This is a genomic window from Blastochloris viridis (genome assembly GCF_001402875.1).
Classification (GTDB): Bacteria; Pseudomonadota; Alphaproteobacteria; order Rhizobiales; family Xanthobacteraceae; genus Blastochloris; species Blastochloris viridis.
This window is the reverse complement of sequence record NZ_CP012946.1, coordinates 99782-110922: the sequence shown is the minus strand read 5'-3', so window position 1 is coordinate 110922 and position 11141 is coordinate 99782. Positions and strand designations below refer to the sequence as shown.

The window sequence follows — 11141 nt, the reverse complement described above, 5'->3', positions numbered from 1 at the left end:
ACGACTCAGCGTGTCGGCACGTTCCAGATCTCCTCGGAATATTGTCGGATGGCCCGATCGGAGGAGAACCAGCCCGAATGCGCCGTGTTGAGCACGGCTTTTCGAGCCCATTCCATCGGATCGCGCCACAACCCAGCGATCTTACGCTGTGCCTCCGCATAAGCTGCGAAGTCGGCAGTGACAAGGAAATAGTCGTGGTTGCGCAACGCATCGACCGTGCCGCGATGGCGCGAGGGATCGTCGGGCGAATAGACGCCGGCGTAGAGCGACTCGAACGCTGCCGACAGCGCCGGAATCCGCGACACCGTCTCGCCGGGATTGTAGCCCTGGCGGCGCGTCGCCTCGACCTCTTCCGCGGTGAGCCCGAAGATGAAGATGTTGTCGTCGCCGACGTGCTCCTTGAGCTCGATATTGGCCCCGTCGAGCGTGCCGATGGTCAGCGCGCCGTTGAGCGCGAACTTCATGTTGCCGGTGCCCGACGCTTCCATGCCGGCGGTGGAGATCTGCTCGGACAGGTCCGCGGCGGGGATGATCACTTCCGCCAGGCTGACATTGTAGTTCGGCAGGAACACCACCTTGAGCAGACCGCGCGTCGCCGGATCGGAATTGACCACGCGGGCGAGGTCGTTGACCAGCTTGATGATGTATTTCGCCGTGGTGTAGCTCGGCGCCGCTTTGCCGGCGAAGATCTTGACCCGCGGCACCCAGTCGACGCTGGGCTGGGCGCGGATGGCGTCGTAGAGCGCGATGGTCTCGAGGATATTGAGCAGCTGGCGCTTGTATTCGTGAATGCGCTTGACGTGAACGTCGAACAGCGCGGTCGGGTCGACCCGCACGCCGAGCCGGTCGAGGATCAGCGCCGCCAGCCGCTCCTTGTTGGCGTGCTTGACCCGCATGAAGCGCTCGCGGAACGCGGCGTCCTTGGCATGGGGCGCGAGCAGCGACAGCTTCTCGAGGTCATCGAGCGGCGCATCGCCCACCGTCTCGCGCACCAGCCGCGTCAGGTCGGGGTTGGCCTGCATCAGCCAGCGCCGCGGCGTGATGCCGTTGGTCTTGTTGGTGATGCGGTCGGGATAGAGCGCCGCGAGATCGCGGAACACCGTCTTCTTCATCAGGCCGCTGTGCAGCGCCGATACCCCATTGACCTTGTGCGAGCCGACGAAGGCGAGGTTGCCCATCCGCACGCCGCGGCCGTGCCACTCGTCGATCAGCGAGATCGCCGCCAGCATGCTATCGTTGCAGTCGGGACGTTTGCGCGCCTCGGCGATCAGCTTGGCATTGATGGCGTAGATGATCTGCATGTGGCGCGGCAGAAGCCGCTCCATCAGCGACACCGGCCACATTTCCAGCGCTTCGGGCAACAGTGTGTGGTTGGTGTAATTGATGGTGCCGCGGGTGATCGACCACGCCTCTTCCCAGCCCAGCGCGTGGACGTCGAGCAGGATGCGCATCAGCTCGGCCACCGCGATGGCGGGGTGGGTGTCGTTGAGCTGGATCGCCGCCTTGTCGGGCAGGCTGCGGATGTCGCCGAACTGCTGAACGTGGCGGCGTACCAGATCCTGCAGCGAGGCGGCGGTGAAGAAGAACTCCTGGCGCAGCCGCAGCTCCTGGCCGGCCTGGGTCGAATCGGAGGGATAGAGCACGCGCGAGATGCTCTCGGCGCGGGTGCGGTCGGCGACCGCGCCGATGTGATCGCCGCGATTGAACGTCTCCAGCTGCATCGGATCGGCGGCGCGGGCGCGCCACAGCCGCAGCGTGTTGACGCGGGCGCCGCGCCAGCCGACGATCGGGGTGTCGTAGGCGATGGCGAGCACGCGCTCGGCCGGTCGCCAGGTGTGACGCACCGCGCCGTCCCAGGCTTCGCTGGCATCGACCGTGCCGCCGAAGCCGATCTCGTAGGCGACCTCGCGCCGCTCGAATTCCCACGGATTGCCGAAGGCGAGCCAGTCCTCGGGCAGCTCGGTCTGCCAGCCATCGGCGATCTTTTGCCGGAACAGGCCGTGGTCGTAGCGGATTCCGTAGCCGTGAGCGGCGATGCCGAGCGTCGCCATGCTCTCCATGTAGCAGGCGGCAAGCCGGCCGAGGCCGCCATTGCCGAGCGCGGCGTCGGGCTCGAGCTCCGCCATGGCGTGGTAGTCGACGCCAGCCTCGATCAGCGCTTCGCGCATCACGCCGTCGAGCAGAAGATTGCTCGACACGTCGCGCAGCTGCCGACCGATCATGAATTCGAGCGAGAGGTAATAGACCCGCTTGCGACCGGTGATGTAGGCCTCGCGAACCGATGCGATCCAGCGGTCGACGATGTGGTCGCGCACCGCAAGGGAGGTGGCGCGCAGCCAGTCGTGCAGCTTGGCGCCGGCGGGATCCTTGCCGACGGCATAGGTCAGCTTGGCAAAGATCGCGGCGCGCATTTGGGCGGCGTCGACCCGGGTGGCGTACGCCACCCCGTCGGTCACCGGCTCGTCGAGCGTGACGGGTTCACCGGTGGGCGCCGCGTTCGGCATCAGATAAGGCATGCGTCCTCGATTTGAGTACGGGGGAGGTTGCCGAGTAGCTTACGCCCTGACCCGACGTGGATGAAAGAGACCGGGTGAAAGAGGCCCGGACGATAGAGCGCCGACGCTTCGCCGGCTGAGAATGTCCGCCTGGCGCCGTATCAGGAGCTGAGTCGGTACCAAGGATATATGACGAAGGTTTCAGAAGCCTCGCCGCTAGCGCCCTTCTGCGCCTCGGCGCCGCGGGCCCCAAGCGTGCGATTCCGCACCGTACAATTTCGAAGCGTGCAATTCCGAAGCGGCACGCTCCCTACAGGAACTTCGCGTGCTGCCCGCGATTGAATGCTCATCACTCGTTGGAGGATACCTGTGGCGCCTGCTGACCGGCAACGAGAAATCGCGCCCGACCCGGCCTTTGCCATGCCATGCGACGATACGGACGGCGCTGGTGCCGACCCAGGCCCGCGACGAAACCGCGCGGCGAGCCCGCCGACCCGGCTGCTGGTGCTGGTTAACCGCAACTCCCGGCGCGGCGCAGCGTTCGACGCCGCCATGGTCGCACCGCTGGTCGAGGCCGGCATCGAGCCGATTGTGGAGACCTGCGACGCCCCGGCCGAAGTTTCGGCGCGCATCGTCGCCGCCGCCGCCGAATTCGACGGCGTGGCGATTGCGGGGGGCGACGGCACGCTGAACAGCGCCGCCGCCGGGCTGGTCGCCACCGGCCTGCCGCTCGGCATCCTGCCGTTCGGCACCGCCAACGATCTGGCCAACACGTTGGGCATCCCGGAGGACCCGGCCGAGGCGGCACGGGTGATCGCTCGCGGCCACACCCGCCGCATCGACCTCGGCGAGGTCAACGGCTGCTATTTCTTCAACGTCGCCAGCGTCGGGCTGGCGGCCGAGCTGACGCGACAGCTGACCGGCGAGCGCAAGCGGCGCTGGGGGCGGCTCGCCTACCCGCTGACCGCGCTGCGGGCGCTGTTCGACATGCGGCCGTTCCACGCCGACGTGGTTACCCCTGCCGAGCGAACGCGGGTGCTGACGCTGCAGATCACGGTCGGCAACGGCCGCCACTATGGCGGCGGCATGACGGTGGCGGAGGCCGCCGAGATCGACGACGGCCAGCTCGACCTGTTCAGCCTGGAGCTGCGCTCGCCCTGGCTGTTGGTGCGGATGCTCGCCGACCTGCGGCGCGGCTCGCACGGCAGTTGGCGCGAGGTCCGCGTCAGCCGCGGCGCGGGCTTCGAGATCCGCACCCGCCGATCGCGTCAGGTGAGCTGCGACGGCGAGCTGATCACCACCACGCCGGCGCGGTTTCGGGTGCGGCCGGCAGCGGTCACCGTCTACGCGCCTTCTCCGTAACAACCGCCCTGTTTACGGATAATTAATCAAGCTATGATCGTAAACGAATCAGTAAAACGATTCCCCCCTCCCCGCACCTGTCAAGACCACGACCAGCCCCCAGCATCGAATCTGCGCATATAGTCGATAGTTTCGGATATGGGCTTGACCGGCGGCGTAGCCGGCACTGGGCCGGCAGCAATCCCTTTTCCGATCTTCTTGGCCACCGAAAGAAAAGGCTGACGGAGTTACGGAACTTTGCGCTCGGTGTCGCATTTAATCCGGGTGAAGAGATATCAGGTCCAACCGGACCGAAACAAAGGCTGATCTCCGCCATGGCGCGCATTTTGATCGTAGAAGACGATGGCATGATCGCCTGCGATCTCCACTCTATCGTCGATGGTGCCGGGCACGCGGTGATCGGACCGGTCGCGTCGGTCCGAGAGGCACAGGCGCTGCTGGCGCGCTGCGAGGCGGCCCTGCTTGACGTCGACGTGCGCGACGGCAAGACCTTCGACCTCGCCTTGGCGCTGGCAAACCGCGGGCAGCCATTCGTCTTCGTGACCGGCTCGCTGCCGCAGGACGTACCGACGGCGTTGCGCGCCGTCCCGTTTCTGCCGAAGCCCTTCAGAGAGGCCGATATCTGCCGCTGGCTGAGCCGGATCGAGCGGCCCGCGACCGCCCCGGCGTTCGTCACGGCCGAACCGGTACCGGCCTGACAGACGTCCGCGCGCTCCGACGCCGGCAAGTTCAGTGCGTCGGCGACAGCCCCGCCATCGCCAGCGCCTCGGCCTGACGCGCCGCTACCTTTTCCACTGAGAACGCCTCGATCGCGGATTCGAACAGCCGGTGGAAATTGACCTCGGCCCGCAGCCGGAGGAACACGCCGCCGAGGCCGATGGCGGCACGGTCCATGAACACGAATTCGCGCGGCACGGTGACCGGTCCCATTTCCGTCAAGGCGCGGTGGACCGCGAACGCTTCCTTTCGGCCGTATTCGCCGGGAGCGATGCCGTCGGCGATGGTGCGGACCCGGTCTTCCAGCACCGGGCCGTAGATGAAGCGGGCCCAGATGTTGAGCACGTCGATGATCTCGCGCTTCAGCCCCTTGAAGCCCCACTGCTCATAGGCGTGAACAACGCGCTCGTGATCGTCCTGCTGGAGACCGCGATACAGATCGACCACGCCGCCGACGAAGGACGGCGGGAAGATGCGGATGCAGCCGTAATCGAGCAGGTTGATGCCCGACGGCACGCCGTCCTCGCTGAACACGGTGTAATTGCCGAGGTGAGGGTCGCCATGGATGATGCCGAACCGGCTGAACGGCAGCCACCACGCCCGGTACATCGAGGTCGCGAGCCGGTTGCGGACCTCAAGCTCGTGGTCGACGAAGTCCAGCATGCGCCGGCCCTCGAGCCAGTCGAGCGTCAGTAGCCGCCCGGTCGAAAGCTCCGGCCACACCCGCGGCACCCGCACGTCCGGCACGTCGTCCATCATGTGGCGGTAGACCGCGACGTGGCGGGCTTCGCGGCGATAGTCGAGCTCCTCGCGCAGGCGCGCCCCGATCTCGCGGGCAATCTCACGGGTGTCGATGGCCGGATCGACCCGGCGCTGAATGGCGAACGCGATGTCGAGCTGGGCGAGGTCGGCTTCGACCGCCGACTGCATCTCCGGGTACTGCAGCTTGCACGCCAGCGCCTCGCCGGTGAGCGCGGTGGCCTTGTGGACCTGGCCGAGCGAGGCGGCCGCGGCGGGCTTGTGCTCGAAGCTGCCGAACCGGCTCTGCCACTCCGGCCCGAGTTCGGCGGCCATGCGGCGCTTGACGAACGGCCAGCCCATCGGCGGCGCCTCGCTCTGCAGCTTCTGCAGCTCGTCGGCGTATTCGGGCGGCAGCGCGTCGGGAATGGTCGCCATCAGCTGGGCAACCTTCATGATCGGGCCCTTCAGCCCGCCGAGCATGTTGCTGAGGTCGGCGGCATTCGCCTGGCGGTCGAACCGTCCCAGCATCCGCGAACCGACCATCCTGGCCGCCATGCCGCTGACATTGGCGCCGACCCGGGCATAGCGGGTGGCGCGGGCGGAAAATCGGTTCTGTTCGCTGTCTGTCATGGTTCCGGTCGCATGCCCCGTGTGTCCGAAGATATAGGGGCGGGGGCCCGGAATACCATGTCCGGAGAGGGGAGCCGGACCTGTTAGCCGACCTCGGCCGGCCCCGCGAGGGGGCGGATGGACGCATGGCCGCGGACAACGACGCGCCGGCGGCGCTGCGCGCAGAGCCAGCGCGCAATCTCCGGCCAGCCCTCGGTCAGGCTGCGGGCGCCGACGAACAGCCCGACATGGCTGCTCGGCCACAGCCGGGTCAGGATCGCCGGCGGCGCGGCGCCGACCAGTTCGGCGGCGGCGAGCACCTGCTCGGCCGGCGCCACGATATCCTCGCCGCCGGCGATCAGGGCGAGCGGGTGGCGAACGTCGGCGAGCGCGATGGTGCGGCCGAGGGCAGGAAAGCCGCCGCGCGCCCGCAGGTTGCGCTGGAACAGCCACGCGACGATGTCGAGATAGTACCGCCCGGGCAGATCGACCACGCAGCGGTCCCAGGCGGCGTAGCGCGCCAGCGCCGCCTCCGCCCGCGGGCCAATGTCGTCCGGGCCGAGGTCGAGGTCGCGCCGGGCCTGGCCGCAGGCCTGCTCGGTGGTTTTCGGCCAGGCGGCGCGGATGGTCTCGCCGGACATGCGGCCGCCGCCCCGCTCCACCGCCGCCTGGAACACCGGCAGCGGCGTCGCACGCGCCAGCGCCGACAACGCACTGTCGCCGCGCTCGGTGTCGATCGGGGCGGCCACCAGCACCAACGCGCGCACCTTGGCGGGAAAGCGGGCGGCATAGACCAGCGCCAGCCAGCCGCCCTGGCACAGGCCGATCAGGTCGACCGGCGGCCCGAGCTCATCGACCGCGACGTTGAGTTCGGCGAGGTAGCTGTCGATCGAGAGGTCGCGCATCGTCGGCGTCGCCGACCGCCAGTCGGTGACGGCGAGGCGTTTGACGCCCTCATTGAGGAGGCGCTCGACCAGGCTGTGGCCGGGCGCGAGGTCGGCGATCACCGCGGTGTGCAGCGCGAACGGCGCGGCAATCAGGGTGGCGACGCCGGCAGTGCCGGTGGAGAAGTCGCGCAGCCGCATGGTGGCAAGGTCGAGGCGAACCCGGTTCGGCGTGGTCCAGGCCAACGGCTCGGACGGGGCAGCGGCGCCGGACAGCAGGTGAGCGACCTGCTCGGAAAACCCGCAGGCGGCTTCGGTCATCGCCGCGGCGGCGATGAAGGCGACCTCCCACGGCGTGGCCGTCCAGAGTGTCGGGTGGTCGGAGCGCATGGGGGCCTCCCGCAGGCAGTCAGCATCCCGCAGCGCCGGCCCCGAATCAATGGTTATCCGCTACCCTTGCCCAGTGGCCGGACTGGTCCGGCGGCCGCGCCGCCGACCGCCGCCAATCTCCGCCGCCGGTGCGCATAATGCACCACAGCATGCACGCGCCGCAGGACGGGCGTGCTGTCCGTCCTGCGGGCGCGGATGTTGCGGCGCGATTGCACACCCAACTACGCTTCCAGCGCTTCCAGCTCGCCGATCAGCCGCTCGATCATGCCAAGCCCGGTCTGCCAGAACGCCGGGTCGCGGGCGTCGAGCCCGAACGGCTTGAGCAGCTCGGAGTGGTGCTTGGTGCCGCCGGCGGCAAGCAGGTCGTGATAGCGCTCGGCAAAGCCGTCCGGGGCGCGCTCATAGACGGCATAGAGCGAGTTCACCAGGCAATCGCCGAAGGCATAGGCGTAGACGTAGAACGGCGCGTGGACAAAATGGCCGATATAGGTCCAGAACGTCTCGTAGCCGGGGCCAAGCCGGATCGCGGTTCCCAAGCTTTCGCTTTGCACCTCAAGCCAGAACCGGCCGATTTCCTCTGCCGTCAGCTCGCCATCCCGCCGCGCCTCGTGGATTTTGCGCTCGAAGGTATAGAACGCGATCTGCCGCACCACGGTGTTGAGCATGTCCTCGACCTTGGCGGCGATCAGCGCCTTGCGCTGGGCGCGGTCGGGCGTGGCTTTGAGGATGGCCTTGAACGTCAGCATCTCGCCGAACACCGACGCCGTCTCCGCCAATGTCAGCGGGGTCGGCGCCATCAACGGGCCGTTCGGCGCCGCCAGCACCTGATGGACGCCGTGGCCAAGTTCGTGCGCCAGCGTCATCACGTCGCGCGGCTTGCCGAGGTAGTTCATCAGCACGTACGGGTGCACCGACGGCACGGTCGGGTGCGAGAACGCGCCCGGCGCCTTGCCGGCGCGGATCGGCGCGTCGATCCAGTTGTTCTCAAAGAACCGGCCGGCGATGCCCGCCAGCTCGGGCGAGAACGCACGATAGGCGCCGAGCACGGTTGAGCGCGCCTCCGGCCACGAATAGCTCCTCTGCTCGACCTCGGGCAGCGGCGCGTTGCGGTCCCAGTGGTCGAGCGCGTCCTTGCCGAACCAGCGCGCCTTGAGGGCGTAATAGCGGTGCGACAGCCGCGGATAGGCGGCGCGGACACTCGAGACCAGCGCCTCGACCACCTCGCGCTCGACCCGGTTGGCGAGGTGGCGGCTGTCGGCAACGTCCTTGAAGCCGCGCCAGCGGTCGGCGATCTCCTTGTCCTTGGCCAGGACGTTGGTGATCAGGGTGAAGGTGCGCAGATTGTCGCGGAAGGTTGCGGCCAGCGCATCGGCCGCCGCCTTGCGGCTGGCCTCGTCCGGCTCCAGCAGCAAATTGAGGGTCGGCTCCAGCGTCAGCTCACGCCCGCCCACCTCGAACCGCAGCGCCGAGATGGTCTCGTTGAACAACCGATTCCAGCCGGCGCGGCCGGTGACCGACTTTTCCAGGAACAGCTGCTCGAGGCGATCGTCGAGCTGATAGGGCCGCTCCTTGCGGATGTCGGTGAACCACGGCCGCCAGTGGACGAGTGCCGGATCGGCCAGCGCGGCGTCGATCAAGGCATCGTCGAGCCGGTTGAGCTCGAGCTCGAAGAACAACAGATGCGAGGAGGCATCGGTGACATGTTGCTGGATGTCGCCGAAGAACTTGGCACGGGCGGGGTCGGAATTGTCGCCGGCATAGACGAGGCCGGCATAGGAGATCAGCCGCCCCAGCAGTTCCTCCAGCGCCTCATACTGACGCACCGCCGCGGCAAACTGCCGGCCGGCATCGGCACCGGCAGCGACCTCCGCCAGCTTGCCGCGCCAGGCATCGGCGAAGGCGCGGCACTCAGCATCCGCCCGCGCCAGGTCGGCCGCAACCTCCGCAGACCCCAGGCCGGGATAAAGGTCCGACAGGTCCCATTCCGGGAGCGCAGACGATTCGGGGCTGCCGGGCTGGGCAGAGGCTGCGGTGGTCATGAGTTCGCCTCGCTCTCGATCGTGCGCGGGTCCGGCAGAACCGGGCGGACGATCCAAGTTTCTGATTTATCTAATGTTATTCCGCAAGACCGGTTCCCACTCCTGCGGAAGATGCTGTCGCGACGGAGCCCCCGACCCGACACGGCGTTCGTGGCGCCGATAGGGCAGAGCGTGAATCGGCCATCACGCCACGTCGTAAAGGGGCACAAGCCGAACTTTCGCTCAAGCGTCGAGGTTGGGTTAGCGGTACGTTAACGATCCGCCGGCAGGTTTGCGTCAGAACGGCACAGATCGGGTTGGGTATGAGCGGAGTTATTGTGGTCGTCGACGACGATCCGGTGCAGCGGCGGCTGCTGGAGGCGACGATCGGGCGCCTCGGCTACGCCGTGGTGGCGGTCGACAGCGGCGAGGCGGCGCTCCAGGCGCTGGCGCAGCGCGAGGGCGGCGTCGACGCCGTGCTGCTCGATCTGGTGATGCCCGACCTCGACGGCATGGCGGTGCTGACGCGGCTGCGCGAGCAGGGCTGCGCGGTGCCGGTGATCGTGCAGACCGCCAACGGCTCGATCGATGCGGTGGTGTCGGCGATGCGCGCCGGCGCGGTCGATTTCGTGGTCAAGCCGGTTGGCGCCGAGCGGCTGGCGGTGTCGATCCAGAACGCGCTGGCGACCCGGGCGCTGGAGAGCGAGATCCGCCGCTTCAAGCGCTCGCGCGCGGGCACCCTCACCTTCTCCGACGTCCTGACGCGGTCCTCCCGCATGGCCGCCGTGCTCAAGCTTGCCCACAAGGCGGCCGCCTCCAGCATTCCGGTGCTGATCGAAGGCGAATCGGGCACCGGCAAGGAGCTGGCGGCGCGCGCCATCCACGGCTCCGGGACGCGGCGCGCCAAGCCGTTCGTCGCCGTCAACTGCGGCGCGATCCCGGAAAACCTGGTCGAGTCCATCCTGTTCGGCCACGAAAAGGGGGCGTTCACCGGCGCGTTCGACCGCCACATCGGCAAGTTCGTCGAGGCCGACGGCGGCACGCTGTTCCTCGACGAGATCGGGGAATTGTCCCCGGATGCCCAGGTCAAGCTGCTGCGCACCCTGCAGACCGGCGAGGTCGACCCGGTCGGCGGCCGCCACACGGTGAAGGTCGACGTGCGGGTGGTCTCCGCAACCAACCGCGACCTGCTGGCGCGGGTGAAGGCCGGGCAGTTCCGCGAAGACCTCTATTACCGGCTGGCGGTTTTCCCGCTCGTGCTGCCGCCGCTGCGGCACAGGCCCGAGGACATCCCCGAGCTGGTGCGCCATTTCGCGGTGCGCTTCGCCGCCGAGGAAGGCAAACGGGTGCGGGCGGTATCGGCCGAGGCGCTGAGGATGCTGGCGGGCTATCCCTGGCCGGGCAACGTCCGCCAGCTCGAAAACGCGGTGTTCCGCGCCGTGGTGCTGGCGGAAACCGACGAACTGACGGTGGCGGAGTTCCCGCAGATCGCCGCCCAGATCGACGACGGGGCGCCGCTGGCGCCGTTCGAGGTCGAGCCGGGCGAGATACCGCTCGCGGCCGAGGTGCCGGCGGTGCAGCTCGCCGCCGAGCCCGGCGAGTCGTTACCGCTGACCGGCCCCGGCGGCCACGTGGTGGCGATGGAGGAGGTCGAGGCCGCCGTCATTCGCCACGCCATCCGCCACTATCGCGGCCAGATGACCGAGGTGGCGCGCCGGCTCGGCATCGGCCGCTCGACACTCTACCGCCGGCTGAAGGACCTCGGGCTCGACGCCGAAGCCGAGGCCGAGGCCGGCATCGAAACCGGCGTCACCCTGGCCGCCGCGCTTCCAGCCTGACTGAACCCGGCCCGATCCGGCCGGGTTTGGTCGTCCGATCGCCGCCTCGCCGCGTACATCCCGGGGGCGGTGCCGAGGCTGGTCCAC

Annotated in this window: 7 protein-coding genes; 3 read left to right on the top strand and 4 right to left on the bottom strand. The window is 68.4% G+C overall.

What is annotated here, in order from left to right; all coding sequences use genetic code 11:
• Window positions 1-5: 5 nt before the first annotated feature.
• A complete protein-coding gene (locus BVIR_RS00515; RefSeq protein WP_055038569.1) occupies window positions 6-2411 on the bottom strand; it encodes a glycogen/starch/alpha-glucan phosphorylase in 2406 nt (801 codons plus the stop codon).
• 426 nt (window positions 2412-2837) lie between these two features.
• On the opposite strand from BVIR_RS00515, the gene BVIR_RS00510 reads away from it, so the two are divergent.
• Window positions 2838-3857, top strand: a complete 1020-nt coding sequence (locus BVIR_RS00510) for a lipid kinase (RefSeq protein ID WP_055035973.1) — start codon at window positions 2838-2840, stop codon at window positions 3855-3857.
• 314 nt (window positions 3858-4171) lie between these two features.
• Window positions 4172-4555 carry a response regulator gene (locus BVIR_RS00505; RefSeq protein WP_055035972.1) on the top strand — a complete coding sequence of 128 codons (384 nt, stop codon included), beginning with the start codon at window positions 4172-4174 and terminating at the stop codon, window positions 4553-4555.
• A 31-nt stretch (window positions 4556-4586) separates the two neighbouring features.
• Here the strand turns inward: BVIR_RS00505 and BVIR_RS00500 are convergent, their stop codons facing one another.
• From BVIR_RS00500 to BVIR_RS00490, 3 genes are all read right to left on the bottom strand, one after another.
• Window positions 4587-5945, bottom strand: a complete 1359-nt coding sequence (locus BVIR_RS00500) for an ABC1 kinase family protein (protein ID WP_055035971.1) — start codon at window positions 5943-5945, stop codon at window positions 4587-4589.
• An 83-nt stretch (window positions 5946-6028) separates the two neighbouring features.
• A complete protein-coding gene (locus BVIR_RS00495) occupies window positions 6029-7198 on the bottom strand; it encodes an alpha/beta fold hydrolase (RefSeq protein WP_055035970.1) in 1170 nt (389 codons plus the stop codon).
• A gap of 221 nt (window positions 7199-7419) precedes the next feature.
• Complete coding sequence (locus tag BVIR_RS00490; protein ID WP_055035969.1) at window positions 7420-9237, bottom strand: M3 family oligoendopeptidase; 1818 nt, start codon at window positions 9235-9237, stop codon at window positions 7420-7422.
• A gap of 302 nt (window positions 9238-9539) precedes the next feature.
• Here BVIR_RS00490 and BVIR_RS00485 point away from each other — a divergent pair, with 302 nt between their 5' ends.
• The gene (locus BVIR_RS00485; RefSeq protein WP_055035968.1) at window positions 9540-11054 is read left to right on the top strand and encodes a sigma-54-dependent transcriptional regulator; all 1515 of its coding nucleotides are present in this window, start codon (window positions 9540-9542) and stop codon (window positions 11052-11054) included.
• Window positions 11055-11141 lie beyond the last annotated feature (87 nt).